Source organism: Bradyrhizobium sp. 191 (assembly GCF_023100985.1).
GTDB lineage: Bacteria > Pseudomonadota > Alphaproteobacteria > Rhizobiales > Xanthobacteraceae > Bradyrhizobium > Bradyrhizobium diversitatis.
Genome location: NZ_CP064692.1, coordinates 3,358,461 through 3,383,776, shown reverse-complemented (window position 1 = coordinate 3,383,776; position 25,316 = coordinate 3,358,461). Strand labels below are relative to the sequence as shown.

The 25,316-nt window shown below is 61.6% G+C and carries 29 protein-coding genes and 2 pseudogenes; 16 read left to right on the top strand and 15 right to left on the bottom strand.

Features of this window, described 5'->3' with window-relative positions:
- The first annotated feature begins 566 nt into the window (after window positions 1–566).
- Window positions 567–1,832 (top strand): IS256 family transposase, encoded by a 1,266-nt coding sequence (locus IVB23_RS15645; RefSeq protein WP_247801167.1) that lies wholly within the window; start codon window positions 567–569, stop codon window positions 1,830–1,832.
- A 162-nt stretch (window positions 1,833–1,994) separates the two neighbouring features.
- Here the strand turns inward: IVB23_RS15645 and IVB23_RS15640 are convergent, their stop codons facing one another.
- Window positions 1,995–2,306 carry a helix-turn-helix transcriptional regulator gene (locus IVB23_RS15640; protein WP_247804130.1) on the bottom strand — a complete coding sequence of 104 codons (312 nt, stop codon included), beginning with the start codon at window positions 2,304–2,306 and terminating at the stop codon, window positions 1,995–1,997.
- Window positions 2,307–2,432: 126 nt separating this feature from the next.
- Between IVB23_RS15640 and IVB23_RS15635 the strand changes: the two genes are divergently transcribed.
- Entirely contained in the window at window positions 2,433–3,026 is a 594-nt protein-coding gene (locus IVB23_RS15635) for a hypothetical protein (RefSeq protein WP_247804129.1), read from the top strand.
- A 106-nt stretch (window positions 3,027–3,132) separates the two neighbouring features.
- Window positions 3,133–4,482, top strand: coding sequence for a hypothetical protein (locus IVB23_RS15630; RefSeq protein WP_247804901.1), 1,350 nt, complete (start codon window positions 3,133–3,135; stop codon window positions 4,480–4,482).
- Between the two features lie 5 nt (window positions 4,483–4,487).
- Here IVB23_RS15630 and IVB23_RS15625 read toward each other — a convergent pair whose 3' ends face one another.
- The 6 genes from IVB23_RS15625 to IVB23_RS15600 all read right to left on the bottom strand — a co-directional run bounded on the left by IVB23_RS15625 (window position 4,488) and on the right by IVB23_RS15600 (window position 9,735).
- A complete protein-coding gene (locus IVB23_RS15625) occupies window positions 4,488–5,183 on the bottom strand; it encodes a hypothetical protein (RefSeq protein WP_247804128.1) in 696 nt (231 codons plus the stop codon).
- On the bottom strand, window positions 5,180–6,778 hold the full coding sequence (locus IVB23_RS15620) for an adenylosuccinate synthetase (protein ID WP_247804126.1): 1,599 nt from the start codon (window positions 6,776–6,778) through the stop codon (window positions 5,180–5,182). Before IVB23_RS15620 ends, IVB23_RS15625 begins: the two co-directional genes overlap by 4 nt.
- Window positions 6,779–6,975: 197 nt before the next feature.
- Entirely contained in the window at window positions 6,976–8,307 is a 1,332-nt protein-coding gene (locus IVB23_RS15615) for a ThiF family adenylyltransferase (RefSeq protein WP_247804124.1), read from the bottom strand.
- Entirely contained in the window at window positions 8,304–8,747 is a 444-nt protein-coding gene (locus tag IVB23_RS15610; protein ID WP_247804123.1) for a Mov34/MPN/PAD-1 family protein, read from the bottom strand. The genes IVB23_RS15615 and IVB23_RS15610 overlap by 4 nt, the downstream gene beginning before the upstream one ends.
- Complete coding sequence (locus tag IVB23_RS15605; protein WP_247804121.1) at window positions 8,716–9,231, bottom strand: hypothetical protein; 516 nt, start codon at window positions 9,229–9,231, stop codon at window positions 8,716–8,718. Before IVB23_RS15605 ends, IVB23_RS15610 begins: the two co-directional genes overlap by 32 nt.
- 3 nt (window positions 9,232–9,234) lie before the next feature.
- Window positions 9,235–9,735 carry a hypothetical protein gene (locus tag IVB23_RS15600; RefSeq protein ID WP_247804119.1) on the bottom strand — a complete coding sequence of 167 codons (501 nt, stop codon included), beginning with the start codon at window positions 9,733–9,735 and terminating at the stop codon, window positions 9,235–9,237.
- Between the two features lie 169 nt (window positions 9,736–9,904).
- Between IVB23_RS15600 and IVB23_RS15595 the strand changes: the two genes are divergently transcribed.
- From IVB23_RS15595 to IVB23_RS15580, 4 genes are read left to right on the top strand one after another with little or no spacing between them, the layout of a single operon-like run.
- Window positions 9,905–10,117 (top strand): ribbon-helix-helix protein, CopG family, encoded by a 213-nt coding sequence (locus IVB23_RS15595; protein ID WP_247804117.1) that lies wholly within the window; start codon window positions 9,905–9,907, stop codon window positions 10,115–10,117.
- Window positions 10,114–10,755, top strand: a complete 642-nt coding sequence (locus tag IVB23_RS15590) for a hypothetical protein (RefSeq protein WP_247804115.1) — start codon at window positions 10,114–10,116, stop codon at window positions 10,753–10,755. The genes IVB23_RS15595 and IVB23_RS15590 overlap by 4 nt, the downstream gene beginning before the upstream one ends.
- 1 nt (window position 10,756) lies before the next feature.
- Window positions 10,757–11,293: a hypothetical protein gene (locus IVB23_RS15585; protein ID WP_247804113.1), complete on the top strand. Its 537-nt coding sequence runs from the start codon at window positions 10,757–10,759 to the stop codon at window positions 11,291–11,293.
- On the top strand, window positions 11,280–12,206 hold the full coding sequence (locus IVB23_RS15580; RefSeq protein ID WP_247804112.1) for a hypothetical protein: 927 nt from the start codon (window positions 11,280–11,282) through the stop codon (window positions 12,204–12,206). The genes IVB23_RS15585 and IVB23_RS15580 overlap by 14 nt, the downstream gene beginning before the upstream one ends.
- Window positions 12,207–12,384: 178 nt before the next feature.
- Here IVB23_RS15580 and IVB23_RS15575 read toward each other — a convergent pair whose 3' ends face one another.
- Entirely contained in the window at window positions 12,385–13,449 is a 1,065-nt protein-coding gene (locus IVB23_RS15575; RefSeq protein ID WP_247804111.1) for an IS630 family transposase, read from the bottom strand.
- Window positions 13,450–13,522: 73 nt separating this feature from the next.
- Here IVB23_RS15575 and IVB23_RS15570 point away from each other — a divergent pair, with 73 nt between their 5' ends.
- The 3 genes and pseudogenes from IVB23_RS15570 (at window position 13,523) to IVB23_RS15560 (ending at window position 15,220) form a co-directional block, all read left to right on the top strand.
- The gene (locus IVB23_RS15570) at window positions 13,523–14,185 is read left to right on the top strand and encodes an HAD family hydrolase (protein WP_247804110.1); all 663 of its coding nucleotides are present in this window, start codon (window positions 13,523–13,525) and stop codon (window positions 14,183–14,185) included.
- Between the two features lie 68 nt (window positions 14,186–14,253).
- A pseudogene (locus tag IVB23_RS15565) lies at window positions 14,254–14,759 on the top strand (NUDIX domain-containing protein).
- Entirely contained in the window at window positions 14,756–15,220 is a 465-nt protein-coding gene (locus IVB23_RS15560; protein ID WP_247804108.1) for a metallophosphoesterase family protein, read from the top strand. Before IVB23_RS15565 ends, IVB23_RS15560 begins: the two are co-directional and overlap by 4 nt.
- 20 nt (window positions 15,221–15,240) lie before the next feature.
- Here the strand turns inward: IVB23_RS15560 and ligD (IVB23_RS15555) are convergent.
- A pseudogene (gene ligD, locus IVB23_RS15555) lies at window positions 15,241–16,162 on the bottom strand (non-homologous end-joining DNA ligase).
- A gap of 141 nt (window positions 16,163–16,303) precedes the next feature.
- Between ligD (IVB23_RS15555) and IVB23_RS15550 the strand changes: the two are divergent.
- Window positions 16,304–16,918, top strand: a complete 615-nt coding sequence (locus IVB23_RS15550; RefSeq protein WP_247804106.1) for a cell envelope biogenesis protein TolA — start codon at window positions 16,304–16,306, stop codon at window positions 16,916–16,918.
- 40 nt (window positions 16,919–16,958) lie between these two features.
- Here IVB23_RS15550 and IVB23_RS15545 read toward each other — a convergent pair whose 3' ends face one another.
- Together IVB23_RS15545 and ligD (IVB23_RS15540) are read right to left on the bottom strand one after the other, a co-directional pair.
- Entirely contained in the window at window positions 16,959–17,132 is a 174-nt protein-coding gene (locus IVB23_RS15545; RefSeq protein ID WP_247804104.1) for a hypothetical protein, read from the bottom strand.
- Window positions 17,132–18,052, bottom strand: a complete 921-nt coding sequence (ligD, locus tag IVB23_RS15540; RefSeq protein WP_247804103.1) for a non-homologous end-joining DNA ligase — start codon at window positions 18,050–18,052, stop codon at window positions 17,132–17,134. The genes IVB23_RS15545 and ligD (IVB23_RS15540) overlap by 1 nt, the downstream gene beginning before the upstream one ends.
- 95 nt (window positions 18,053–18,147) lie before the next feature.
- Between ligD (IVB23_RS15540) and IVB23_RS15535 the strand changes: the two genes are divergently transcribed.
- Window positions 18,148–18,348 (top strand): DUF3606 domain-containing protein, encoded by a 201-nt coding sequence (locus IVB23_RS15535; protein ID WP_247804899.1) that lies wholly within the window; start codon window positions 18,148–18,150, stop codon window positions 18,346–18,348.
- A 34-nt stretch (window positions 18,349–18,382) separates the two neighbouring features.
- Here IVB23_RS15535 and IVB23_RS15530 read toward each other — a convergent pair whose 3' ends face one another.
- A complete protein-coding gene (locus IVB23_RS15530; RefSeq protein WP_247804897.1) occupies window positions 18,383–18,649 on the bottom strand; it encodes a hypothetical protein in 267 nt (88 codons plus the stop codon).
- Window positions 18,650–19,152: 503 nt separating this feature from the next.
- Between IVB23_RS15530 and IVB23_RS15525 the strand changes: the two genes are divergently transcribed.
- Window positions 19,153–19,674, top strand: coding sequence for a thermonuclease family protein (locus tag IVB23_RS15525; RefSeq protein WP_247804101.1), 522 nt, complete (start codon window positions 19,153–19,155; stop codon window positions 19,672–19,674).
- 133 nt (window positions 19,675–19,807) lie between these two features.
- Complete coding sequence (locus IVB23_RS15520) at window positions 19,808–19,990, top strand: hypothetical protein (protein WP_028153819.1); 183 nt, start codon at window positions 19,808–19,810, stop codon at window positions 19,988–19,990.
- Window positions 19,991–20,221: 231 nt separating this feature from the next.
- Here IVB23_RS15520 and IVB23_RS15515 read toward each other — a convergent pair whose 3' ends face one another.
- Together IVB23_RS15515 and IVB23_RS15510 are read right to left on the bottom strand one after the other, a co-directional pair.
- Window positions 20,222–21,529, bottom strand: coding sequence for a reverse transcriptase/maturase family protein (locus IVB23_RS15515; RefSeq protein WP_247804100.1), 1,308 nt, complete (start codon window positions 21,527–21,529; stop codon window positions 20,222–20,224).
- Window positions 21,442–21,855: a hypothetical protein gene (locus IVB23_RS15510; RefSeq protein ID WP_247804099.1), complete on the bottom strand. Its 414-nt coding sequence runs from the start codon at window positions 21,853–21,855 to the stop codon at window positions 21,442–21,444. The genes IVB23_RS15515 and IVB23_RS15510 overlap by 88 nt, the downstream gene beginning before the upstream one ends.
- Here IVB23_RS15510 and IVB23_RS15505 point away from each other — a divergent pair.
- Both IVB23_RS15505 and IVB23_RS15500 read left to right on the top strand, forming a co-directional pair.
- The gene (locus IVB23_RS15505) at window positions 21,854–22,039 is read left to right on the top strand and encodes a hypothetical protein (protein ID WP_247804098.1); all 186 of its coding nucleotides are present in this window, start codon (window positions 21,854–21,856) and stop codon (window positions 22,037–22,039) included. The two genes, IVB23_RS15510 and IVB23_RS15505, sit on opposite strands and share 2 nt — an antisense overlap.
- Window positions 22,032–24,242, top strand: a complete 2,211-nt coding sequence (locus IVB23_RS15500; RefSeq protein WP_247804097.1) for a recombinase family protein — start codon at window positions 22,032–22,034, stop codon at window positions 24,240–24,242. The genes IVB23_RS15505 and IVB23_RS15500 overlap by 8 nt, the downstream gene beginning before the upstream one ends.
- On the opposite strand, the gene IVB23_RS15495 is transcribed toward IVB23_RS15500, so the two are convergent.
- Window positions 24,230–24,805, bottom strand: a complete 576-nt coding sequence (locus tag IVB23_RS15495) for a reverse transcriptase domain-containing protein (RefSeq protein WP_247804095.1) — start codon at window positions 24,803–24,805, stop codon at window positions 24,230–24,232. The genes IVB23_RS15500 and IVB23_RS15495 overlap by 13 nt on opposite strands.
- Window positions 24,806–25,316: the final 511 nt, after the last annotated feature.

Sequence of the window (25,316 nt, the reverse complement as noted above, 5' to 3'; positions counted from 1 at the left end):
CTATTGACTTCCGCAGCGCTGCGTACAACGGCACCAACTTCTGCCAAGGCATTGGTGTTTGCTTCATGCGCAGTACGCAGTTGAGAGTCGGATTCCCTGTCTGCCTGAGCCGGGATCACTCACACGGCCTTGTAGTCCTAAGAGAAAAAATTTCTGAGGGCGCAGACCCTCCACCAAGCAGGGCTGTCCGTTCGGCGTGCGCGTGCCGATCGTCAAATTGCAACGGCTCGCTTGGCGCGCTCGGTAGTTGAGAAGAACCCGCGCAGCGCACATTGGGGCCGGTAGGCTCTTCTCAATCGCTGCTGCACTTCAGACGGCTCGGGCGAGGACGCAGCCAGATGACGAGCCCACGGATCTGTGGGAGCCAACGTTTGACCTGTGGGGGATCCCCAGCATACCGCCGCCAAAGATCTTCTGACGCGACGATCGGAGTATCGTGTCGGAACAAAGCCTGTGATCGGCCAAAGGTGCCGTCGCGAGGTTGGTAGGAATTGAGGGTGGCGTAGTCTCCGGGGTGATCAACCTCGAATCATCCGGCGTTGAAGCGTCGGACTGGAGACCACGCCATGACGAGCCTTACCACGAAGTCTGATTCCTCGCAGCCAGCAGCAGAGACAGCTTCCCGACTTTTCGACAACTGGTTCGATCCGATCGAGACCGAGGTACGGGCTCGATCGCGTCAGTTCATCGAAGAACTGATCCGCAGCGAACTTGACGCCGTGTTGGCGCGACCGCGTTACGAGCGAAGCCAGATGGCCGGCAATGAAGGAAAAGCCGGCGTTGCGGGCCACCGCCACGGCAGCCGCACGCGGTCGCTGACCGGCACATTCGGGCCGATCGAGATCGCGGTGCCGCGCGCCCGGCTGACCACGTCCGAGGGCAAGACGACGGAATGGAAGAGCCAGGCGCTGCGGGCCTACCAGCGCCGGACGCTGGCCGCCGATGCGCTGATCGCGAGCACGTATCTCGCCGGCACCAACACCCGCCGGGTGCGTCGTGCGCTGGCGGCCTTGTTCGACGGAACGGTCGGCAAGGACACGGTGAGCCGGACATGGCGCAAGGTGAAGAGCGACTGGGACGCCTGGAACACCCGCCTGCTGGCCGGGGAGCCGGTCGTGCGCCTGATCCTCGACGGCACCATTGTTCGCGTGCGGCTCGACCGCAAGGCGACCTCGATCTCGCTGCTCGTCGTTCTCGGCGTGCGCGCGGACGGCCAGAAGGTTTTGCTCGCGATCAAGAGCATGGGCGGCGAGAGCGCCGAAGCATGGCGCACTGTCCTGGACGATCTCATCACGCGCGGACTGCGGCGGCCAGAGTTCCTCATTGTCGATGGCGCGCCGGGGCTCGACAAGGCCATTGCCTCGGTCTGGGACGGCGTGCCGGTCCAGCGCTGCACGGTCCACAAGCACAGGAACCTGTTCGCCCATGCCCCCGAGCGGCTGCATGACGAGATCACCGCAGATTACAACGACATGATCTACGCGACGACGCCTGAGGAGATCGAAACGCGCCGCAAGGCCTTCATCCGCAAATGGAGGCTGAAGCATCGCGCTGTTGCCGACAGCCTGGAGGAAGCCGGCGATCGCCTCTTCACCTTCACCCGCCTGCCGCCGAACCAATGGCGCAGCGTACGCACCACCAATGCAATCGAGCGATTGCACGAAGAGTTCAAGCGACGGATCAAGACGCAAACCGTCCTGCCATCGGCCGACACCGCTGCGATGTTGTTCTGGGCGCTGCTTGCTTCAGGGCAGATCAACATGCGCAAGGTGGATGGTTGGCAGACGCTCGCCACAAAACCCATCGATCAGCCAATTGACCTTGCCGCCTGAAACGATACCTTCATGTGACCGGAGAATGCGCCACTCTAAATTCCAACCACTTTCCGGACGGCACCGGCCAAAATTTGGCGGGTGCACGGCTCTCACCCTGACAGATAAACCTTGAGCCCGAGCTTTCGGCGGTTAAGAGCCGCGCATGGTCGGGATGCCGTATCAGGATTTATGACTGCGCTTCTTCGTATCTTGCGACGAGCCGTAGGCTCGCAACGCTCGCTGAAGTAAAAGCAACAATTCTGTTGCAAATGAAACATCAATCGGTGGACGCTCTTCGTTCCGCAAGCGATCGAGTCGTTGCTCGATCAGGCTGGCGTTGGTCTGCGTCACTGGATGGCCGGCAAGCGCTCTCGTCACGAGCGAGTGGTTCAGGCCTAGGCGGCGAGCCAGCTCGCGCCTACTCCACGGACGCTCGTCCGCAAGCTCCCGCAACCGCGCGACGGCGGGGTGATCGACCTGTCCTTGGGGCATGACACGTTCTGAGAGGAGGGGAGAACGCCTTCATTTGCACCGTTTTAGTTTTATATGCAACAGGAGCTGAGGTAGGCTGCAGGCGATGGCGCCGCGTTGCGCGCCGAACTATATTGGCGGGGTTCGATGTCCTGGAAGAAGAGCGCGATGGTCGCAGTCAAGGTCGAGGTGGGGCCGTCGATCATGCTCCATAGCGGTGCATGGTTCGACTTCGCGTCGCCGCACACCAGCGACTTCACGGCCGAAGACGTCGCCCATGGGCTTGCGCACATCTGTCGGTACTCTGGTCAGTGCAGCCGGTTCTACTCGGTCGCAGAGCACAGCATGCTCGTGAGCGACGTCGCCGAAGGATTCGAATTCGAGGCTCTTCTCCACGACGCGGCCGAGGCCTTCATCGGCGATATAACACGGCCGCTGAAGCAGCTGCTTCCAGACTTCAAGCGGATTGAAGCCGCCGTGCAGGATGCCGTCCTGAAGCGGTTTGGCATCGACTCTCCTCTTCCTCCGCAGATCAAGGAGGCCGACCTCAGGGTCCTGGCGGCTGAACAACGGCAGATCATGCCGCCGGGAACCGACGGCTGGATCGCCGGCCTGACTATACAGCCAGCCGCGATCGTAGTCCGTCACCTTCAGCCGGATACCGCCAAGCGGATGTGGCTCGATCGGTTCGACACCCTTCGGCGATCGAGAATTGTCAAGGGTCAATCCCAGGTCCGGTGAAAGGCGGTGATATTTCCCCAGAACGGCTGGAACGGGCGGCCGTTTGCGCCTTTATGCCGGGACGAGACGCGTAACAGGGGCCGGGTCGATGTCATTGCGTAAGGATGTGTCGTTGGACGAACTCGCCCGCGTCGGCAACGTCGCACAGTTCGTGAGTTTCTCTCCCGATCCGAACCGGCCGCGTCAGGAATTCTGCCGCGTCGCCGGGGTCGACGCCAACCACAAGTTCCAGACACTTGCGGACGCTGTCCGCAGTCTGATCGAGCACAGTCCGGAAGGGTCCGTAAATCTCCGGAGCTTTACCCCGGACAGTCCGCGAAGCCGCGACTTCCACTACGGCCTCTCGGATCTCGCGCAAATCGAAGCGCTGGTCCGGAGCATGTCAGCCGAGGGTCTATTCGTCATCGCGAACGAGACGGTCGACGTCTCCGACGGCGGAGTATCCGGCGTCCTCCAGGGCGGCGTGGCCGAGTTCGCGCCCGACGACACCCCCCGCTGCGTGGAAAAGGGCGGGACCGCGTCCCTACCGTTGGACTGGGCTCTCGCACTCGTCGAGACGGTGTATGGCATCCCGGTCGAAACGGTCGACGCCGGTCGCGGACGACTTGAATTCAGCATTCATCCCAAGCCGCGCGGCTGGCGGCGAACCCATACTTTGATGTGGGAATACGAAGGCTCGGACAGCGCGCCGGCCATGGCCGCCGTCAAATGGCCGAATCGCTTCAGCCGGTTGATCGGTGACAAGACCTTCGGTCTTCTTATCGCTCACGCCATGGGTCTGCCTGTCCCTCGCACGACTTGCATTTCGCGGCGGGTGGCGCCGTTCACGTTTGGCGAGGCGACGTCGTCGAAGGAAGTCTGGACGCGCACGTGTCCTCGGGAGCAGGAGCCCGGCAGGTTCACGACCATCAAGGGTTGGCTTGATCCCTTCCGTTTGTTGAACGCTGAAGACCCGACGGGAGAGGCGATATCAGCCGTCCTCTCGCAGGCCGCGGTCCCCGCCTCGTTCGCGGGTGCCGCCATCACGGACGCTCGGGGTGAAATCGTTGTCGAGGGCACCTCCGGAGAAGGCGATCGCTTCATGCTCGGTCAGAAGGTGCCCGAACGCCTGCCGAGGAACGTCGTGGAGGACGTCGAGGCGATCTATCACAAAACGAAGGAGCGGCTGGGGCCGGTGCGGTTCGAGTGGGTCCACGACGGCCAGCGCGTCTGGATCGTCCAACTGCACAAGGGCGCCACCGACAGCGCCGCGTCAACCCTCGTCCCGGGCGAAGCGGAGCACTGGGAGACCTTCGACGTGTCGAGCGGCCTGGAAGAGTTGCGCAGCCTCCTGCACCGCTTGCCGTCGGGCGTCGGCCTCCGCATCCGCGGCGAGGTCGGCCTGACGTCTCATGTCGCTGACCTGCTGCGGAAACACCAGCGCCCTGCGCGTCTGAGCGAGAACTCGGCTGCGTAGGCCGCCTAGGGCCCCTCGGACGGATCGCTTCCCTCGCGGCGCCAGAGTTCGGTCTTGGCTCCCTTGAACACCCGATGTGCCGCGAGCGCATGCTTCTCGATCTCGGGCACGCCGCCCATCACGGTCAACTCGACCACGGCGTCCTTAATCAGCTTTTTCATGGTCTTTCGACGCTCCTCGAACGGAAAGTCGGCAATGGACATGAACGTGCTGCGGCCCCTCGGCACCGGATTGTAGATCGTGGCACCGCTGTTGATCGGACTGAGCGTAATGACGTCCCGATGCGCGCCGACCAGGCTTGCCGTATCCAACGTGATGACCGTCTGCGGCTTGTCGCGATAGGCCCGCGCCCCGAGGAGTCCTTGGAGGCGATCCTTCGACAGCCAGAAGAAGACTCGGGCGTTCAAAGTTTCGAACCACTCTTCGGGCGTCGTACCGTCCGTCAGGCATTTTTCCAGTGCGGATCGCGTCATCGGCTTCTGGTCGCGCACCACGGCCGATGGCAATCCTTCCCGCGATATCCTGACCGATTCCGGCCGCCGCTCGGATTCCAGCTTCCGCCGCTCCTCGCCGTCGAATTCGTAATGATCGAGAAGCTCGATAGTCGACAGCAGACCGTGCTTGACGACCGAGTCCCAGCTCGCGTCTTCCGCCATATGATAAAGACGCGGATAGTTCTTCAGCAGATCCTCTTCCTTCACCGCCAGTCCCTTCGATCAATGACACCAGGCTTGGCGAACCGCGTAGATATCAGCGACACGGGCGCGTTCGCAACCGCCTCGACAGAAGCGATGAATTCGCGGGTTTCGGCCGTGAGTTGGTCGAAATGTTGGGCCTTGCGGTTGTCGACGCTGATGTAGTCCGAAAATGACAACGCGATGTCGGTCGCTCCGTTGAGGACAGACGATCGACGAAGCTGCTCCCAGTCGAACTCGGCGATCCGCCGCTGATTTCCCGAGACCGACCCCACTTCGGTTTTCAAAATCTCGTCTAGGGGCACCCCCGACCGTTTGGAAACCGTTTCGAAGTCGATCTCGATACCCATCGGACCTGACTCGCCTCCGACCCGGATCGGATATCTCCTCATGACCATGACGACTCTGCGCACGCGCGACGGAGCTATGCCGGCATCCGCAAGACAGCCGGCCGCCGTCGTTTCGCGTGCCGTAACGTTCGGATAATGGCCATGATGGATGCTCAGCCCGGTGCCTTGCGTCCCTTCAAGCATCACGTGCGTTCCTGAACAATATGCCCTCTCGAGCTCCAACCCGACGGAGCCGACAAAAGGCGTCAGGTCGGGATGATCTTGCGCCAGCCGGACCATCCCGCCCAGCATCGGAGTTTTGCCTCGATTCAATATCTTGCGGGCCAAAGCGGAGCCGGCGCCCTGCTTGGTCGAACCGATCGTTCCGAGGCCACCATCGCGGCTCTCGAACTCAATATCGGCCTCTTCGATCACCATGGCTTGCTCGTCGATGACGATGCGCTGCGCTGCGCCGCACTCGGCAATCTCGCGGAGAATTCGCGTGGGCGAAATCGTCGATCCTGCCGCAATCAATATCTTCGCATCCGGATTGGACTGGGTACCGGACGGCAGTTGTCTGTAGTTATATCTGGGATCCGCGACTTGGTGGCCAGCGTTGGGACCGCCGACCCTTACCAGCATGCCGTACTCCGTCGCGATGTGAGCGCAGATGTGTCCCTTTCCCTCACTGCCGTACTGGCCACTCACGATCACATCGATGAGCGGAACGGCAGCGCCCGGGAAGAGTCCGAGCCCCGTCACGGCCAGAGCGAGTAGAGATGCGGGTTCCCGATTGTGGTTCACCACGACCCGGTCCGCCGTGGCTTCCAGCGACCAGACGCCGGCCTCGGTTGGATCGGCCCTGACCTGATCGTAGGTCATTCCCGTATCGGCCGTCGAACCCCGGTCTTCGTAGCGCTTCTTGATTACCTCGAACGGTGCCGTGACATGCGCGTGGACAAGCCGCTCGCGGTAGGTCTCACGAAGATGCGCGATCTGCGGTGCGGTCCTCACGGCATCGACCAGGATCACGTCCTTGCGTTCGTGCTCAGCGACGTATCGGGCGATGCCGTCCCGGACCCACCGGCCTTCGGTCTCCGCGTCAAGACGCTTGCCGGCCTCGATCAGCGCATCGCGCTCGTTCGGACAACCTGTGTCGATCAACAGCTGTCGAGTGGAAATCCGGTGGGAACTGAACCTCTGAAGTAGCTCGTCGGCCAAAGCCGATTTTCCGACCGCAACCGGGCCCGAAATCACAATGATGTAACGCACGCATAAACCTCTGATTGCATCGGGAGCAGCAACATACGTGTCGCGCGCTGGTGTTGTCCACATCGAACCGATCTTCCTAACGAAGTTTCGGTGATCTTCGCGCCTCGAAATTGTCGGCGGCATCGGGTGCGCCGCAGCAACGCGTCAAGCGTTCGGTTTTGCTGTCGTGCGTTGAGTCGTAGCTGTCCCAGGGTCGATCAACGCCCGATTCTGGCGTGCACGAACGGAAGGATTCCCGGCCTGACCAGCGCGTGCCGATGACCGGTCGCGCGGCGACAGTTCACCAGCGTCACATCGACGAGATCGAAGAAGCCGCCGTCGCGCACGGCCCGGCAAGCTTGCGCGACCTGGATGGCGGCCGCGGCGACCGCAGTCGACGGCACCCCCAGACTTCGGCCAGCGATGGTGAACGCTCCGCAACGATCGATGCGGCCGGCAGCGACGAGCTCCTGAAGCGATGCATCGAGCGGCGCTTCGGGCCGCACGTCCGGTTCGGGCCAGGCCTGCGCCGGCGAGCGCGCCCCCGGGAAACCGTGGATGCGAATGTCGAAAATCTCCGATGGCGTGGCGCCGAGGCCGGCATCGAGCACGAGGTCGAAGTTTGAACCCGCCGCGGCGCGGCGCGCCGCCAGATTATCGACTCCGACGAGCGCCAAGCCAGGCTCGTCCGTTGAGCGCTTCGTGTCCTCGACGAATCTGCTTTCGATTATCGTCGTCCGGAAACCGCGCTCCTCCCCCCACAGCGCCGCGCTGCGGGCCTTCTTGCGACCGATCCAGCCGGGCTTGGTTAGAACCTGGATGGCGAGATTGCCGAGCTCCGACTTGTCCGCATCCTGGAGAAGCAGCGAGACCAGGCCGGGATCGGAGTACGGTAGAAGTCCTATCGTCCACAGCGCGGCTTGCCCGAGATTGCCGAGCCCGAGCAGCCAGAACGCCGCCGGCAGGTAGGCCAGATCTATCTCGTCCCCCTCCTCACAGCCGGGCGACAACGCCGACAATGTCGACGTCCTGTGGCAGGCGAGCTTGTCTCCGAGCACGGCGCTGCGGAAGACCTCGCCGATGCCCATGGCCCCCGCCAGGATGCCACCGATCTCATTGCCGCCGCGGGGCGGATCGGCCGGCGCCTCGATGCCGACGAGCCCAGCCCAGCCCTCGGCCCAACATAGCGCGCCGCGTTGCATGCCCCGGCGCCCAGCGCCGACATGCAAGGCGATCGCATGCTCTGGTGCATTCGTAGTCCTGCAGCCGGCGAGTTCGAGATGGCGCCTGATCGGCCATCTGCCGAATTGGCCGACCACGGTCGTTTCAACGAAATCCGAACCGAGATAGACGCCGCCGGGAAACATCCGCACGCCGCATTCCGCCGCGGTCAGCAGCGCCGCCTGGCCCCACGGCAGACTGGCAGCGACATCCGCGGTCAGGACGAGCGCGGCCCGGTCGAGCTTGCGCCGCGCTTCGTCGTAACCGGCATGGCCATCGCCGCGCATGAGCAGATGCGCGAGTCGATCGTCCTCGATCGAGAGATTCATGAGAACCGCCTGACCGCAAAGTATTGGCCGGCGTCGTCGTTGCGGTCGGTCCATTGCCGGCGCCCGCAATATTCGTAGATGCCGATGTCGCCGGGGAAATACACGCGGTCGGCGAAGTTCGGCACGATGAGCGCGACATGTCCGACCTCCGGGATCATCGGGTTCTCGCGGTCGGTCTGGCTCTGACCGACGCCAGCGGGATGAGTGTGGATGTCGGCCACCACTTCCAGTCCCTCGCGACGGCAGAGATCCCAGACGACGTCCATCTTCGAGCCGTCGAACAGGATGGCACCCCTTAAGGCGTGTGGATCGACATCGTCGTACGGCAGAAAGGATTCGATCGTCCTGAGGCCGTCGACGCGACGGCCGAGAAGGAAGCCGCCGCTTTCGCGATGACCACGGCCGCGCTCACGCAGCAGCGCCAGCGTGTCTAGCCACAAACTCCGGCGGCAGTTCAAGTGCCGCGGCGGGAAGATTAGCGCCCGCATAGTCCGTAGAATCCAGAATGCCATGCACGGTCTCCAGAAGAAAAACGATAGTCTTGTCGGCGGTCCAGCACAGTTCTTCGTGCTGACACGGCCAATGGCTCCGCGCCAAACGATCGATGGGGTGATACAGGCACGCCGCCCACATCTTGAACGAGATCATGGTGTCGCCCTGCCTGGTCTTGGGACGATGCGCGTCGCCGAGCGGCTGGTTGTCGCGACCGTGCCAAAGCTGCGAGTTCGGCGCCGTCGCGGGGTATCCGGAACAATCCGACCGCAGCAGGAATCCGGTCGGTCCGCCGAAGCGCACCGGCGCCGCGACGAAGAACATCGCGATCGGAAACTTCACGCCGAGCAAGGTCCAACGACCTCGGCGTACGCCGACATCGAAGGTCGGCGATGCCAGGTCCCGCATGAGAGCGTTCTGATCCGGCCCCATGCTCTAGCCCTGCGGCTTCACCTTGAAGACAAGATCGAGGACGATCGACTTCGCGCCGTGAGCCGCCTGGCCCAAATGCGAGTCCGGCGGCAACACCTTGCCGTCGTGCTTCAGTTGGAAGTCGCTCGGGTCCTCGGTCGGGGCGAGCTTTTCGACCGCCCACTTCGTCACCTTCGCGATCGTCGCCGCCGGTCGGAACGGATGCTCGACCTGTCGGGCCTGATAGCGCACCGTGGTCGCGATCTTGCCCGGCGTGGCGACATGAAGCGGCGCGAACTCGGCCGACAAATGCTCGACCAGGATCAACTCGTGACCGAGAGGCTCTTCGGCGTCCTCAGCGTAGACCTCGAGCAGCCCCTCGATGCCCGCCTTGGTGGCCGCGATGTCAACGAACTCCTTCACGGTGGTAGTGGGACCGATCTCGGCGTCGTGGTGCCCGGCGTGCCCTTCCGTCGCGAACACCACGGCAACTCGCTCAACAACCTCGATAATTTCGTCATTCATTGCAAACCTCACATTCTCGATAGGCGGGAGGCGCGTCCCGGCCGGTGCGAAGCATTCAATATAGCAGCTAATTTTTAGCCTCACAATAGCTGCTGCAAAGCTATTCATTGGCTTATTTTTGTTGACATTTTCTGGCCATATCATACATTTCCACCAGAAGGAGTGATCTGTGGCTGACAAAAAGACAATGACGTTGAACCTGAGCGAGCCGGAAATGGCCGTGCTGGAAGCACTTTGCAAGCGAAAAGGAATGTCGAAGACGACGTTGCTGCGTCAGGCGTTGCGGCTCTATCAGTCGATAGACGAGCGCCTCGAACGTGGCGAAAAGGTCTTCGTTGAGGATCCGCGCAGCAAGGAGAAGGCGGAGCTCATGGTCCTATGAAGACTCCGCTCGGCACGTTCGATCTCTTCAACAAGCTCACGCAGCGCTTCGAGCGAGCAAGCCTGTTCGAGGGAATAGACGAGTCGAACCTGCACTCATTCGAGCAGGATTGGAAAATCGCCTTCGAAGCCCGCGTCCCGGCGGACGCAACAACGGTGGAGCGGCTTGCTGCCAACGCCCAGGACGCCCACTGGGATTGGCGCCGCCTAGCCGAGATCAGGGATAACCCGCTTCTCTATCAGATGTATGCCGTTGAATGCGCGGGCCGCATGCAGGGGATCATGCTCGTGAAGAAAGGGGGGCGCTTTAGCCGTCATCCCGATCATTCGAAGGCGGATCTGGTCTACATCGACCGGCTTTCGACCGCCCCCTGGAACAGACGCGGCTTCGTCGCAGAGCCGATATACCAAGGCGTCGGCGTGTTGTTGCTGGCGACGGCGATGAACCTGAGTTTTGAGGAAGGGCTCGACGGCCGCATCGGCCTCCATTCGCTTTCGGGGGCCGAGGCCTTCTACCGCGACGTCATTGGCATGACCGACTTCGGTCCCGATGCCGACAAATATGGAATGCGTTATTTCGAGATGTCATCCGCCCAGGCACAGGCCTTCCTGAATCCGCAGGAAAGGGATGGAGCGTAACATGAAGATGAGATTCACAAACGAATGGCTAAGGCGTCGGATCGATCGCGACGCCGACTTGGACAGCGATGCGGGTCTGCCGATCACGAACACCGACGTACTGAAGGCGTTCCTTCCGGCGGCTAGCGACGCACGCGCCCCTGGCGCTTCTGGTCCGAGGGTCGGACGGTCCGCCGAAGTTATCGGACATCTGGTGCGCCAACTCCGTCGGCGCGACAAGCTTGAATTGGCGCGCTTGTCCGTAGAGGTCCGCGTACCCGAACAGGAGCTTCGTGAGATCGAGGAAGGTACCGTGAAGTCGCTACGCCCGCGTACGCTTCACCAACTTGCCACGTTTTTCAAGATTCCGGCCCAAGCACTCGTTGCGCTTTCGCCCGCTGCCGCACGACGCGATCCCGAATTGGACCGCGCTGCGGTAAGATTCGCTACCGACTCCGATGATATCTCCAAGCTGTCTCCGGAAGAGAGAAAGAGTCTAAACGAGTTCGTGAAATTCCTCAGCGAATATGGAGCGCGCGATACCGATGGAAAGCGATGATGGTGAAGTCGGAGAGCAGGAAGCCGCGGATATCCGTGCCCAGGTCGCCCGCGTACTGCGCGACTTGGGCAACCCGGAGCCGCCGCTGAGGCTGGACGACCTGATTGAGCAGCTGAAGCTCGATTTCAAGTACTACAGCAGCACCGACCTTTCGACGTTCGACGAGATCGCGCACTGCATCAAAGTCGCCGGTAAGTTGGTCATCCAGGAGCCCGGACGCATCCTCGACGTCATCAGGAAGGCCAAGCTCAACGCGCTTTGGCTGCCGAACGGGCGCAAGATCCTGATGGACGAAAACGTGCCTACGCCCAAGCAACGGCACATCAGCGCGCATGAGATTGTCCACAGCATCGTGCCCTGGCACAAGACGTTTCTGCTCGGCGACAATGAGCTCACAATCCCCTATTGTCAGGCCATCATTGAGGCGGAAGCGAACTATGGTGCGGGGCAGCTTCTTTTTCTCCAAGGGCGCTTCGTCGGAGACGCTCGTGATTGCGAGCTTACCTGGAAGAACATCCAGGCGCTGAAGGATCGCTACAAAAACACTTTGACGACGACACTATGGCACTCCGTCGAGGAGCGCGACTCGGACGCCCCGGTGTTGGGCCTCATCAGCCGGCACCCGCGGCATCCTACGATTGGCGGAGGCGCCGACGGTGCTCACGTGAAACACTTTATTCGCTCTCAGGCGTTCAAGAGATTCTTTCCGCATGTGCGTGGTGACGACGTCTACGCAATCGTTCGTGGTTACATGAGCTTCGGAAAAAGAGGTCCTTGCGGCGAAGGCACGTATCCGTTGGTCGATGCCAACGGAGAACGTTGGGAGTTCACGCTGAAGAGCTTTTGCAACAGCTATGATTTATTGACGTTCGGCGTTATCGAACGTCGGTTGCCCATCCTGCTCGTCGGCTGAACTGATCTGGCTTCGTTGGAGCAGCGCGTCTGCATATAAATCGCGCGAGCAGCCGAGATTGAACTCAGATGGAGCAGGCGGCACCGGTCCCATGGTCATCTCTCATTGCCAGCTGCAAAACGACTGACGCCTGACCACTAGGCCCGTTGGCAAAGAGCTTGAAAGCTAGTACCCGGAATCAGAGCTGAGTGATACGGCGGCCTTTGAAGGGGCGTTGACGAACCTTTTTCTTGGTCCAGACGAAGGGCTCGGCTTTGTCATTGTACGCGTTGACGTAGGCATCGATGTGTTCCTGAAGCTGCTTGAGACTTGTGAAGGAGGAGCCGCTAAGTGACTGCCCCTGCAAGATCGAGAACCAGACCTCGACCTGATTGAGCCAGGACGCGCTTGTCGGCGTGAAATGAAATTGCACGTTGGGGTGGGCCTTGAGCCAGTGCTCGTTTTTCTTGTGGGTGTTGAGGTTGTCGAGGATGACGTGAAGCCTTCGGCCCGGAAAGGCCGCGATAACGCCGTTCATTAAGTCGAGGAACTCGACGCGGCGACGGCGTTTTGAATGAGCCGCGATGATCTTTCCGGTGGCGACTTCGAGCGCCGCAAACAATGTCGTAGTGCCATGCCGCTTGTAATCGTGGCTCTGGCCGGTCAAGGCGCGGCCATTGGGCAACTTCAGATAACCCTGCGCTCGCTCTAAAGCCTGGATCGAGGGCTTCTCGTCCACGCATAGCACAATGGCCTTCGCGGGCGGGGCGACGTAGAGGCCAACAACATCGGCGGCTTTGGCCGTAAAGTTCGGATCGTTGCTCTCGCACCAGGACTTGCGAGCCGCAAGGTCAATCTTGTGGCTGCGCAGGAACCGCCAGACATATTGGACGTCAACATTGCCCAGCGCCTCGGCCAGCAGCGGCCCGGTCCAGCGCGCAAACCCCTGCGGCGGCGGCTTATCCAGCAGCTTCAGAATCCGCTTGTCGGTGGCCTTCGTATAAATCGGCTGCTTGCCGGGCCGCGGCTTGTCGTGCAGTCCTTCAAGGCCATGATCGGCATAGCGGTGTCGCCAAAGGCTGACAATCCGCGGCTGGACTCCGACTTCTTTGGCGATCGAGCGGGTGCTGCGCCCGTCCGCCGCCAACAGAACTATCCGCGCCCGCTTCAAATCGCGCTGCAACGTCACCGGCGAGCGACAACACGCCTCAAGCACCGTGCGATCTTTCCGCGAAAGGCGGACTTCTCTTGCTTCAGGGATCATCCATATCTTGAATCACGACTCACGATCCAAGAAAAGTGGGTACTAGCTCGCTCCAACCAGGGAGGACTGTGAATTGCCAAAAGCCGCTATTTTCGATCTCGACGGCACGCTTTTGGACTCGGTGGATCTCCACGCGCTAGCTTGGCAGGAAGCCATGCTCAAGTTTGGCCACGATGCAAGTTTTGAACAGGTGAGAGGCCAGATCGGCAAGGGCGGAGACAAGCTCATTCTCGTATTCCTGTCCCCTGACGAACAACGAGACCACGGCAAAGAACTGGAAGAGTGGCGAGGCAATCGTTTCAAGACCGAATATCTGCCGCTTGTACGTCCCTTTTCGGCGGTCCCGCACCTGCTCCGGTGCGCGCGCGACGCTGGACTTCAGATCGCTATTGCCTCCTCAGCCAAGAAAGATGAGGTCGAGAAGTACCTCGACATCGCAGGCATCGCCGACCTGGTGGATCTGAAAACCTCTTCGGACGATGTAGAAGAATCCAAACCCGCGCCTGATATCTTCGAGATCGTTCTCAGGAAGCTCAAGCTTGAAGGCAGCGACACCGTCGCGATCGGTGACACGCCCTACGATGCCGAAGCAGCGGGGAAGGTTGGCATCGCGACCATCGGCGTGCTTTGCGGCGGGTTTGCTGAGAGTTCGCTGAGGCAAGCCGGATGCGTCGAGGTGTATCCGGGGCCTGCTGCGCTACTATCCCTTTTCGAACGTTCGTTGCTGCGCAAGTAGCCAAACGTCGCGTCTCAGATCCTGCGCCGTTGCTCAGCCCTCGATTTGCGTCGCAAAATAGGAGCGATATGGCCGCGCTGACAACGACTTCCAGGCGATCGACGTTGAGCGCGGGCATTCTGGCCTACCGGAAAGGCGCTCGCGGGCTCGAGGTTCTGCTCGTTCATCCCGGCGGTCCGTTCTGGCGCAACAAGGACGATGGCGCCTGGTCCATCCCGAAGGGTGAAATCGATGCCGCGGAAGATCCAGAGCAGGCCGCGCGACGTGAGTTTGCGGAGGAACTCGGCAAAAGCGCCTCGGTTGGTCGGCTGCAGGCCTTAGGGAGGTTCGCCAGCGAGGAGGCAAACGCGTCATCGCATTCGCCGGAGAGGGCCATTTTGACCCGGCGGCACTGGCCAGCAATACGTTTGAACTCGAATGGCCGCCCCGAAGCGGCCGGCTGCAGAACTTTCCCGAAGTCGACCGCGCGGAATGGTTTGATATCGAGGTCGCACGGAAGAAGATGCTGTCAGCTCAGGTGGAGCTTCTCGATGGTCTCCTGGCGATCGAGGCTGTCGAGCACGCCGAAATATGATGTTCAGGATAGGAGTCATTTCGGACACGCACGGCCTATTGAGTCCGGAGGCGGAACGATGCTTGGCCGGCGTCGATCACATCGTACATGCCGGCGACATTGGGCGCCCAGAAATCGTCGACGCGCTTCGCAGCATCGCGCCCGTCACCGCCATCCGTGGAAACATGGACAGCGGCGAGTGGGCCCGCGAATACCCTGACACGAAACTCGTGCGCCTGGCGGGAAAGTCGATCTACGTTCTGCACGACCTGAAGACGCTGCAGGTCGATCCCGGCGCCGGCATCGACGTGATCGTCTCAGGGCATTCCCACGTACCGAAGATCGACACGGTCGGCGGCGTTCTCTATTTGAATCCCGGCAGCGCGGGACGGCGGCGTTTCAAACTGCCAATCACCCTTGCGACGCTCGAAGTCACGCCAGCGGGCATGCGACCGGAAATCCACGACCTTGGAGGCGACTGAACGCCGCGGCGGTGGGATCGCTATTTACGCGAACGTCCTCGTTCGCGCACGACATCTTTCGCCCGCTTGTCGGACCTGAGTCCGAGGTAGACGGGCTGGCGCAGTTCGCCCTTGCCCGTCCACTCCGCGAATTTGACCTCGGCAACCAGCGAGGGTTTTACCCAGGTCGTGGCGGCCTCGTCCTTCACTTTGGCAGGAAAGGGTGATTGAGGGACCGTCAGCTTCACGAGCTTGGCATGGAGCTCTTCCAGGACCTTGTGGCTGAAGCCAGTACCTACATGTCCGATGTAGCGCCATGCGTCGTCTTCCCGCACGGCGAGAACCAGGGCGCCGAAGAACGGCCTGGTGCGCCTGGGCGCCGTGAAGCCGGCGATCACCACTTCCTGTCGCTTTGCCGTCTTGATCTTCAGCCAATCTGGGGTTCGGCTTCCGGACGTATACGCGCTGTCGGCGCGCTTCGCCATTACGCCTTCCAAACCCTTCCGCTCGGCCTTTGCGATGAGGGCTGAAGGCGATCAGCTTGTCGCGCGGCAGAATCGCCTTCAGCCGCTTCTTGCGCTCGAGGAGAGGCTGCTTGCGCAAGTCCACTGCGTTCTCAAACATGAGATCGAAGACGCGATACAGGAGCTTCGCTTCATGGCGCAGCGCGTTTTGCAGCAGCTGGAAATGCGAGACGCCGTCCTTTCCGATCGCGACGAGCTCGCCGTCGATCACGGCGTCGCCTTTCACGCCCTCCAGCGCCTTGGCGACCTCCATATAGCTGCGGCTGATGATCTTGCCATTGCGGCTGTAGAGCGCAACCTCGCCCCGCCGGATTTCTGCGATCATCCGGAAGCCGTCGTACTTGTCCTCGAAAACCCAGCCGGGATCATCGAATGGCGCGTCGGTAAGTGTGGCGAGCATGGGCTGCAGGCGCTTGGGCAGGGTCGACGTCCGGCTCATTCGGGGCCAATCCTTAAGAGCAGGTTGCGAAATGCATGGACGTCCTCCAAGGATTGGGAACGCTTCGAGGCCGCGTCGTGTTCCGCAGGCGCCGTGGCGTGCGCGACGTTGACGATCGATCGGGAAGGGCGGATCAGACCGATGGCCAGAAAACTGAAGACCTACCAAACTTCGCTGGGCTTCTTCGATCTGGCGATCGCCGCTCCGTCGATGAAGGCGGCTCTGGAAGCGTGGGGGGCGGACAGCAATCTGTTCCACCAGGGCGCGGCGAAGGAAAGTGACGATCCGGACGTCATTGCCGCGGCCATGGAGAAACCGGGCATTGTTCTCAGGCGCGCCGTCGGATCCGACGGACCCTTCGGCGAACATGCCAAGCTGCCTACCGATCTTGGCGGTACTAGGCCAACGAAAGCCGCCCGCAAGTCGAAAGGTCCTGGGGCGAAAAGGCCTTCCTCTCGCCCCGTCGACAAGGCGGCGGAGCAAAAGGCCGCTCTCGCCTTCGAAAAGGAGCAATCGCGCCGCGAGCTTGAACGGGCGAAGGAAGAGGCCGCCAGGCGGAAGGAGCATGAACGCCGTCAGCAGGCGGTCGACAAGGCGCAGGCTGCGCTGGACAAGGCCGAGCAGGAGCACGCGAAGCAGGCCGCCGCCATCCAAGCCGATATCGAGACTCTTGAGAAGAAATCGCAAACCGAGCAAGCCCGCTGGGACAAGGAGAAGGCGCGATTGGAAGCCGCGCTGCGGCGCGCGCGGGGTTAGTTTCTGTGGGGCGGCCACGAGCTTAGGCCAGCGGTCCCGTTCAACCATTCATCTTTCCACCTAGGAGGCGTGCTGCGGCCTGGTTCACCGCGGCGCGGTCCCCTCGCTCCTCAGGGGCGAGCTCCGTGACAGCCTGGTGTAGCTCGGCCGGTATCGTCAGTTGACTTTCCAAGGGCTTGTTGGCCCACTGCCAGAAGCGGTCGAATGCATCCATCACAGGTCCTCCCGCAGGCCCCGGAAGAACGGGTGCCGAACCTTTCCCTCGGCCGACTTCGCGCGATATTCGATCTCGGCCAGAAGCTTGGGTTCAACCCAAATGCCCTTGTGGTCGATGCGCTTGGCATAGGGCTGGGTCTTTCGAATGAGGGGTTTAAGCCGCTTCTGCAGATCGGCGGCCGAAACCTTGTCAAAGCCGTGGTCGACCTTTCCGGCGTAGACCAGATCATCGCCTTTGCGTCGGCCGACGTAGAGCCCGTCCCACTTCGTACCATCGAGCGCGAAGCCGGCAATGGTCAGCGTCTCCCGCTGTACGCAGGTCTTCTTGACCCAATCGTTCGTGCGTCCCGTCGGATAGGTGCCGTCCCGGACCTTCGAAACGACGCCTTCGAGACCGACTTTGCAGGCGTGCGCGAACATCTCGCGGCCGTCTATCTCGAAACTTTCACTGAACTGGATGTCGGTGCTGTTCAGGATCTTCTTGAGTTCGGCCTTGCGTTGAAAGAGCGGCAGCTTCCGGACATCGCAGCCATTCAGATAGAGCAGATCGAACGCCACCAGCACGATCTTGGTCGATTTGCCCTTGAGCTCGTTCTGCAGCACCGAGAAATCGGTAGTGCCGTCGGCGGCGGGGACGACGATCTCGCCGTCGATGACGGCCGAGCTCGCCCTGATCTGCCAGGCGTCGTGCGCGACCTTCTTGAACCGGTGCGTCCAATCGTGGCCGCGCCGGGTAAAGATCTTGGCCACCTCGTTGGCCAGATGCACCTGGACACGGTAGCCGTCAAACTTGATCTCGTGAATCCAGCGTTCTCCGGACGGCACCCTCTCGATCGAGGTGGCCAAGGCCGGTTCGATGAAGCCGGGCATTGGCGCTTTCACGCCCATGGTCGCCGGTTTTCGACGCTGAAACGCCACTGAAGCACTCCACGCAACAGCTGATTCAAACTGACACAGTTCGAATCGTTCCGGAACCCGTGAATCCTTTGCTGCGTTGCTTCATCATCAAATCCATCAGGAGGAGCCGATGGCGACAGCGAAAGAAGAAAACGGCACGCGGGCGCAAGCAGGACCGAGCCCGTGTGGCCGGCGGGCAAAAGTATGAGGTGGGGTACGAGTCCAAGAAGACAGGACGGTCGGCATCAGCGGTCAAAAAGGCTGTCAAAAAGGTCGGCAACAGCCGGAAGCGCGTCGAGAAGCGTCTCGGGCGTTAGTCACCTTTGCTGGCCTCGATCGTTCAGCGCGTGCCTAGACTTCGGGCGGGCATTCGGGGCAGGTATCGCCGATCGAGTCCAGGACCTCGGTCACCGCGCCGGCGGCCGCCTCGGGCGAAAGGCCCGGTGGCGCATCCTGGCGGGCGATTTGGAACGCCCGCTCACGGGCGTGCGGATCTGCGCGGTCCTGCATCCAGCCATGGTACGCACACTCGCGGATCGCGCCTGCCTCCTGCAGCACGGCTATCGCCCAACCCCGTACCGTGCGGATCGCCGTCCGCCTCTCCTTGGTCATCAGCATCAAGATCGCTCTCCGCGAGGGACGAATCCTTGCAGCCCTCGATTCGTTCCGGCTGCTAACACAGAGCAGGGATTCCAAAACGTCGGGGCAGGTGCTTTTCCACGTGTTCCGCCATCCTGTGCAAAACCGGCCACGCAGCAATCTTGTCTTCCTTGTCCGCGTCGCGCATGACAACTTTCAGCGCCTCGTCTGGTAAAGGGCGCTGCAGCGCCTTGCCTCCTCCCAAAGGGGCACGCTGGGACGAAATTTACGCGCTTTGCCGGCTGAACAGCGGGCCATCTACCGCGATTGGCGAAGTTATAAAGAATGACGGCGTCTGGAAGGTTTATGAATTCACTTGTCCGATGGACGCGATTCTGCTCTGGGCTCGCTCCGAGGGACGCTGGCGGCGCCGCACGTAGCTTCACTATCCGAGCGGCCCGAGAGCCTGCCGGCGCTGAAGCCACTCGCGAACTGGCCGAAATCCAATCCGCGAGATTTGCGGTAGCTACAAGGTCATTGGAATGGGTCGAACCTCTGTCGCATTGATTCTCGCCATTCTGTCGAGCTTGGGCTTGGCCGACGATTTTGTCGGACAGGCTAGCGTTATCGACGGCGACACGTTGGAAATACATGGAGCGCGTATCCGGCTTTGGGGTATCGATGCACCGGAGAGCAGCCAGCTGTGCCGCGGCGAAGACAGCTTACAATATCGTTGCGGTGCGCAGGCCGCGAACGACCTTGACGCCTTCATTGCCCGCCGTTCCGTCAATTGTGTTCCAGTCAGCCTCGACCCGTATGGCCGAACGGTCGCGACCTGCTCGGTCGCAGGCAGGGATCTCGCTGAATGGCTTGTACGCAACGGCCTTGCGCTGGATTTGCCCCAATACCCGAAGGGCAGGTATCACGAAGCTCAGCGCGAGGCTGAGCGCGCGGGCCGAGGACTCTGGAAGGGCAGCTACGTCGAGCCGTGGGTCTATCGTGCATGCATCCGCGCAAGTGGAAAGCCGTCCGCCTGTTCGGACGATGCAAATGCCCATCCTTGATGCGATCTCAGCAAGGCGCCAATCCACAACGTGCGTTGGCCAATCACCGCACTTGGGCAGGTGGCTCTGGCGCGGTTTGGGCGACTCACGCTACCCATCATTCCGAATTACCTCACCGCACAATGGGAATGAAATGGTTGCAGCCACCCGTGAATTGCCGGCCTCTGGTTACGCGCTTGAAGTGGACGGCCGGCTCAAAGCCGAATTTGCAACCAGAGACGGCGCCAGGGCAGGTGGCGAAGAACTGAAGAAGCGTTTTCCAATGCTTCAGATCAGGATCTACGACGCGCAGACGAATGCGCGCGAGGAAATCTAGATCCTCCGACTCAAACCTTGGTTGAGTTCTTCCGCTTGCGCGCGTGCGGCTCCGCCGCATCGGGCTCTCGGTGAAACCGAGCCGCTTTGCGTCTCGGTAGGGTAGGCGTGGAACATGTTCCTACGCCTCCCCCCAAACCGTGCGGGCACCTTTGCGATGCACACGGCTTTCCATATGCGAGTGCTCTCGACCGGAAACGGTCGCCCGGCACGACGGGCACAAGACGATGGTCTAGCGCCGCCAGCCAGATCGTTTCCAGACTATCAGCGACCCACTTCGCAGGTCTCGAACACGGCGGAGGTGATGCATCTCGAACGGCCCCATCGTGCCGCCGCATGCTTCGCATCGGCGAGCATTCAACCGGTCGATTAGGTCATTCGAGTTTCTGACCCACCACGCCCCCCTTGTGACATCGTCAATTACTGGACTTATCCAAAAGGTTCGCGTGAGGTGCTTCAGTCTCCACAGTTTGATTGTGCGAAGCTTGCCCCGGACTACAGAACTAACCTCGTGGTCCGTGCCTTTCCACAGACGGGCCATGATCCGCGCCCTCGTCGTTCGATGTCGCAACGCCAGCGTCTTGATGAGGCTGCGGAACACAACAAGCTCCAACACTCCCAAGGCGCGTTTGTTGTCATCGGCAAACGAGTAATAGTTCGCAAAACCACGGAACTCTGAGTTGTAGGCGAGCACGGTCGCAGAGTCGCTGGTGACCAGGAACTGCTCACGAGCACGGCCGGTCTTCTTGGCGAAGTCGCCATAGCCGTTCCGTTTGCAGAACTCGGTTATCCGCTTTCGCGGCACACGTAGGCTAATATTACCGGTAGTCGGCCGGCGCGTGATACGCCATGTCCGTGCTGCCGGTCCCTTGCGGTTGGACCTTCGTCCACCCCCGTAGGACGTGTACGCTGCGATACTATAACCGAGGAAGGTCACTCCCTTTGAAGCGGCCTGAATCCCACTCTTCTCGGGCGAGATTGCGAGCTTCAGCGTCTCCGTCAAGAATCGTTCGACAGAGGCCATGGCTTCACGAGCCTCCGCCTTGCTGCCGATAATGCCGATCAGGAAGTCGTCGGCATATCGACAGTAGCGGAGCCTTTTGAAGTTGGGGTCCATGGGATCGACAGAAGGCACCTTCCGTCTCTCCTTATTGATAGCTTTGATCTCCGCCAGTGCGGCATTGATCTTCGCCAACTCAGCGCCATTGGTGCGCAGCCGCTCAATGTTCCGGCGGAGACCAAGGACGCGCCTTTGCAGCGCCGCGTAAGGCGGAAATGCGCGTCGGTCGCGGCCTTTATCGAATCCCGCTTTCATTGTCCGCATGTGCTGGTCTAGCTCATGCAAATAGATGTTGGCGAGCAAGGGCGATACTACTCCGCCCTGCGGCGTGCCGCTGTACGTGCGTCCAAGGACCCAATCTTCCATGTAGCCTGCTTTCAGCATTCCTTCGATCAGACCGATGAATCTATCATCATCGATCCGCTTCTTGAGAAGCGTGAGCAGAACGTCATGGTCGATGTTGTCAAAGGAAGCGGCCACAGACTACCCATCACCGTGATATTCCAGATTCGCTGACCATCACCCGCGAGCGCCACGCCTTCGAAGGCCAGTCGCTGGCCGTGATCAGCAGCATCCGGCGGCGCGGCGTCCTCCTCGTTCTCGTGGTCTTGCCAGACGGTAGCCGCTCGCTGATTCCGGCCAACTGGACCGATTGGAACGCCGAGCAGGCAAGGCGAACGCCGGCGAACGATGCTGGTGGTGCCCACGATCTCGGCCGGCTCGGCGATTTGCTCCACCTGCGCAAGATCATTGACGCTCTCTACGACCGACCCGTCGAGTCGGTGCAGTGCAAGGAGCGCAACCATGCAACTGAACCTGGCCTTTCTCGACCGCCCCGATCTTCCACCGAACCCCTTTCCAGCAGCCCCGTCGGCGACGGCGTGGGAGCAGCTCGACGAAGCCTCGCGCATCGCGGCGCTCGAGATCCTCGCACGTCTCATCGCCCGCATGATCTCGGCCAGGTCGACGAGGGAGGCAAGCGATGAATGAACGCGCCAAGATCACGGCCAGCCATCTGTCCCGCCAGGCCATCGTCTACCTGCGCCAGTCGAGCGCCGCCCAGGTCGAGCACAATCGCGAGTCGACCGATCGACAGTATGCGCTTGCCGCCAAAGCCCGCGAGCTTGGCTGGCCCGACGACCGCATCATCGTCATCGACGAGGACCTCGGGCTTTCCGGCTCCGGTTTTGTCGCGAGATCGGGCTTCGCCCGCCTCACCGCCGCAGTCGCGCTCGCCCACGTCGGCCTCGTGCTCGGACTCGAGGTCTCGCGCCTGGCGCGCAACAATGCCGACTGGCACCGCCTCATCGACCTCGGCGGCCTCACCGACACGCTGATTGGCGATGCAGATGGCATCTATCATCCAGCCCTCTTCAATGATCGTCTCCTGCTCGGGCTCAAGGGCACCATGAGCGAAGCCGAGCTGCATGTGCTGCGGGCCCGCCTCAATGGCGGCATTCGCAACAAGGCAGCACGCGGTGAACTCCGCCGAGGATTGCCGGTCGGCTTTGTCTGGGGCGAGGCCGATGGCGAGGTCCGCTTCCACCCCGACGAGGCCATTGTCGCCGCCGTCCGCAACGTCTTCGCGCGCTTCGCCGAGACGGGCTCGGCGCGCCGCGTCTGGCTATGGTTTCGCTCGGAAGGGCTCACATTCCCTCTGCAGATGCACCAGAACGCAGAGATCCGCTGGGTCGAGGCCAGCTATACCGCCATCCACCACGTGCTCACAAATCCCGTCTATGCTGGCGCCTACGCCTATGGCAAATCACGCCAGGAGACGATGCTGGATGTAGCGGGTGCACGCACAAAGCGCGTGCGACAACTGCCGCGCTCCGCGTGGCAGGTACTCATCCCGGACCATCATCCGGGATTCATCGATTGGCAGACCTATGAGGCGAACCAGGATCGCATCGCCAAGAACACCCGCCCCGGACCGCACAAAGTGGGCGGCGCCGTGAGGGAGGGCAGCGCCCTGCTGCAGAGCCTTGCCAGCTGCGGGCACTGCGGACGCCGCTTGCACACGCACTATCGCGGGCGCAGTTCCGCACCGGGGTATCATTGCCCCGGCAAGATCCTGGTCGAGGGCCGCGGCGTCTATTGCCTCAACATTGGCGGCATTCAGATCGACGAGGCCGTCACGCGGGCCTTCATCGCCGCCCTCGAGCCGGCAAAGCTTGCTGCCGCGCTCGCCGCTGCCGAGCGGCTCGAAGCAGATCGCGAGACCTCGCTCAAGCAATGGCGTCTCGGCGTCGAGCGAGCAAGCTACGAAGCGAGCCGCGCCGAGCGCCGCTACCGTGCCGTCGATCCAGACAACCGATTGGTCGCTCGCGGCCTGGAGCGCGAGTGGGAGGAGAGCTTGAGCGCACTCGAAGCCGCCAAGGCCGAGCTTGCACGCCGCGAACGGGAGCGTCCACGCGTGCTCTCCCAAGAGGAGCGCGACCGTCTGCTCGCGCTCGGGCCCGATCTTGCCACCGTCTGGCACGCGGCAACGACCACGCCGCGTGACAGGAAAGAGCTGCTGCGAGCATTGCTCGAGGAGGTCATCATAAAGGTCGAGCGCGACAAGGCGGCAGCCCACCTCACGCTGCGCTGGAAGGGCGGCGCGCTCAACGAGATCGACCTCGCGCTGCCGCGCTCGCGGCCGGCCACGATACGCACCGATGAGGACACGATCGCGCTCGTCCGCCGGCTGGCGGGGCATTATCCCGACGCCGTGATCGCCGGCATTCTCAGTCGCCAGGGGCGCACCACAGCATACGGCCATCGCTTCGAGGCAAGCCGCGTCGGCAATCTGCGTCGCCACTGGGATATCCCGTGCTTCGAGCCGAAGGCCGAGCAAGCCGGAGGCGAACTGCTGACCATCAGTAAGGCCGCGGTCGTGCTCGGCGTCGCCCCCTCGACTTTGCACCGCTGGCTCAACGACGGCATCATTCCGGGCGAGCAGCTGACGCCCGGCGCACCCTGGCGCATTCGCCTGACCGATGACCTCATCGCCCGATTCAGCGAGACTGCTGGGGACGGCTTCGTGACCATGCACGAGGCAACCCGCAAGCTCGGTGTCTCGCGCCAAACCGTGTTGCAGCGTGTCAAGCGCGGCGAGCTCGAAGTCGTGCACGTCACGAATGGCAGGAAAAAGGGAATCCGGATCAAGGTGATAACCCGGCAATCCGAACTCTTCGATCAAACCTCATGAACCAGGGGGCAATATGAAGCGGTGTCCAAGAACCCACGCACGTCCACTTCGATCAGCCACTTGCAACCCGTCCAAGTCTTCTTGATGAGGTTTAGAGCGGTGTGACAGGACCTCCTCGGGCGGAACCCATGCGACTCATCGAGGAACACAGGTTCATAGATTGCTTCGAGGATGATCCTGACCGCCTCCTGAACGAGCCGGTCTTCCACCGTGGGAATTCCCAGCGGTCGTGTCTTGCCGTTGCCCTTCGGGATGTAAACCCGGCGGACTGGCCGGAAGCGATAAGTGCCATCTGCTACGCGCCTGGCAATGTCGGCGAGCTTCGTCAGCGACATGCCGTCGAAGGTCTTGCCGTCAACACCCGGCGTCAGTGCTCCCTTGTTGAGGGAGACCTTTTCGTAGGCCCGCTCGAAGAGATGCGGAGATCTCATCAAGCGGTGAAGGCCATTTACACGCTTGCCCGACCGCGACAAAGTCGGCAGTGATTCAATTCTCCTCTGGATGGTGACGGCCTGCATCAGCAGAACCTCTCCGTCGAAGAATCTTCTCTTCGCATACTGCATATGCCGTTGTTGGCGGCATCGTCCTTCCCCCGATCGGAGGCGCTTTCGGTTCGGTCACCCGGCCTTATACGCATGATCGTCCGCCTTGCGGCGGCTGTCCCAACCATTACGCTGGGCATTTGAGTACTACGACGGCTCCGTCGCCATACAGGTTCGCGAACGAACCTGCTGCAGGCGATCCCGTAGTTACGTGTGTGGGGAGTTGCGGTGTGTTTAGGTGTCCCATTCGCTTCCTTGACCCTCCGATGGAGGTCGTCCCACGCGGACTGGTGGCAGGTCGCACTGGCCGGTGCGATTTGCCCCGCGTGGCGTAGCGTGTCAGCCGCGTTCGCTACCGCCAACCCTTTAGCAACTGGAAACTGGGATTCAGGCAATACAGCTTTCACCATGCACACCTTACCTTGTGCTCTCCACCGGGCTGCGGCGCCCGATTTCGAGACGTTTCCCGACATGCTCTGGTCCCGTTCCTCTTTCGAGGTCTCAGTCGTTTCCGACACCGGTAAGTCGGGCA

Excerpts from the sequence above, each read along its gene's own strand:
- IVB23_RS15645 (WP_247801167.1), top strand. The coding sequence starts at position 567 with ATGACGAGCCTTACCACGAAGTCTGATTCCTCGCAGCCAGCAGCAGAG.
- IVB23_RS15640 (WP_247804130.1), bottom strand. The coding sequence starts at position 2,306 with ATGCCCCAAGGACAGGTCGATCACCCCGCCGTCGCGCGGTTGCGGGAG.
- IVB23_RS15635 (WP_247804129.1), top strand. The coding sequence starts at position 2,433 with ATGTCCTGGAAGAAGAGCGCGATGGTCGCAGTCAAGGTCGAGGTGGGG.
- IVB23_RS15615 (WP_247804124.1), bottom strand. The coding sequence starts at position 8,307 with ATGAATCTCTCGATCGAGGACGATCGACTCGCGCATCTGCTCATGCGC.
- IVB23_RS15605 (WP_247804121.1), bottom strand. The coding sequence starts at position 9,231 with ATGGGGCCGGATCAGAACGCTCTCATGCGGGACCTGGCATCGCCGACC.
- IVB23_RS15600 (WP_247804119.1), bottom strand. The coding sequence starts at position 9,735 with ATGAATGACGAAATTATCGAGGTTGTTGAGCGAGTTGCCGTGGTGTTC.
- IVB23_RS15590 (WP_247804115.1), top strand. The coding sequence starts at position 10,114 with ATGAAGACTCCGCTCGGCACGTTCGATCTCTTCAACAAGCTCACGCAG.
- IVB23_RS15585 (WP_247804113.1), top strand. The coding sequence starts at position 10,757 with ATGAAGATGAGATTCACAAACGAATGGCTAAGGCGTCGGATCGATCGC.
- IVB23_RS15580 (WP_247804112.1), top strand. The coding sequence starts at position 11,280 with ATGGAAAGCGATGATGGTGAAGTCGGAGAGCAGGAAGCCGCGGATATC.
- IVB23_RS15575 (WP_247804111.1), bottom strand. The coding sequence starts at position 13,449 with ATGATCCCTGAAGCAAGAGAAGTCCGCCTTTCGCGGAAAGATCGCACG.
- IVB23_RS15560 (WP_247804108.1), top strand. The coding sequence starts at position 14,756 with ATGATGTTCAGGATAGGAGTCATTTCGGACACGCACGGCCTATTGAGT.
- IVB23_RS15550 (WP_247804106.1), top strand. The coding sequence starts at position 16,304 with ATGGCCAGAAAACTGAAGACCTACCAAACTTCGCTGGGCTTCTTCGAT.
- IVB23_RS15545 (WP_247804104.1), bottom strand. The coding sequence starts at position 17,132 with ATGGATGCATTCGACCGCTTCTGGCAGTGGGCCAACAAGCCCTTGGAA.
- IVB23_RS15530 (WP_247804897.1), bottom strand. The coding sequence starts at position 18,649 with ATGCTGATGACCAAGGAGAGGCGGACGGCGATCCGCACGGTACGGGGT.
- IVB23_RS15525 (WP_247804101.1), top strand. The coding sequence starts at position 19,153 with ATGGGTCGAACCTCTGTCGCATTGATTCTCGCCATTCTGTCGAGCTTG.
- IVB23_RS15520 (WP_028153819.1), top strand. The coding sequence starts at position 19,808 with ATGGTTGCAGCCACCCGTGAATTGCCGGCCTCTGGTTACGCGCTTGAA.
- IVB23_RS15505 (WP_247804098.1), top strand. The coding sequence starts at position 21,854 with ATGCAACTGAACCTGGCCTTTCTCGACCGCCCCGATCTTCCACCGAAC.
- IVB23_RS15510 (WP_247804099.1), bottom strand. The coding sequence starts at position 21,855 with ATGGTTGCGCTCCTTGCACTGCACCGACTCGACGGGTCGGTCGTAGAG.
- IVB23_RS15500 (WP_247804097.1), top strand. The coding sequence starts at position 22,032 with ATGAATGAACGCGCCAAGATCACGGCCAGCCATCTGTCCCGCCAGGCC.
- IVB23_RS15495 (WP_247804095.1), bottom strand. The coding sequence starts at position 24,805 with ATGCAGTATGCGAAGAGAAGATTCTTCGACGGAGAGGTTCTGCTGATG.